Raw genomic sequence first — 464 nt, forward strand, 5'->3', positions numbered from 1 at the left:
TCTCCCCCTTTCTCTTCCCTTCTCCTCTTCCCCTCTTTCCTCCTCTTCCTTCCCTCCCCTTCCTCCTTCCCTTCTCCTTCTCTTTCCCCCCTTTCCCTTCCCCTTTCCTTTCCTCTTTTCTTCCCTTCTCCCTTTCCTCTCCCCCTGCCTTCTCTCCTTTCCTCCTCCTCCCTTTCTCCCCTCTCCCCTCCCTACGTCGGCGTTTCTCCCGCCACCCTTTCCCCTCCCTTCCCTCTCCCCTTCCTCTTCCTTTCTCCTCTCCCTCTCCCCTCTTTCTTCCTTCCCTTCTCCCTCTCCCTTCCCCTCTCTCTTCCTCTCCTCTTCCTCTCTCTTTTCCTTTCTCTTTCTCCTTTCCTTCCTCACTATTTTCTCTTCCTCTTCCCCCTTACTCCTCATCTTCTTTTCCTCCCCCTTTCTCTTCTCCCCCTCTTCCTCTTCCTCCTCCTCTTCTCTTTTCTCTCTCT

Annotated in this window: 1 protein-coding gene; it reads right to left on the reverse strand. The window is 54.3% G+C overall.

Annotated features, from left to right (window positions below; genetic code table 11):
• Positions 1-464, reverse strand: a 464-nt coding sequence (locus KW845_RS29800) for a hypothetical protein (protein WP_218372949.1), incomplete at both ends; no start/stop codon positions are given.

Origin of the sequence: Bordetella sp. BOR01 (assembly GCF_019218885.1) — a bacterium.
In the GTDB taxonomy this organism is placed as follows: Bacteria; Pseudomonadota; Gammaproteobacteria; order Burkholderiales; family Burkholderiaceae_B; genus Bordetella_A.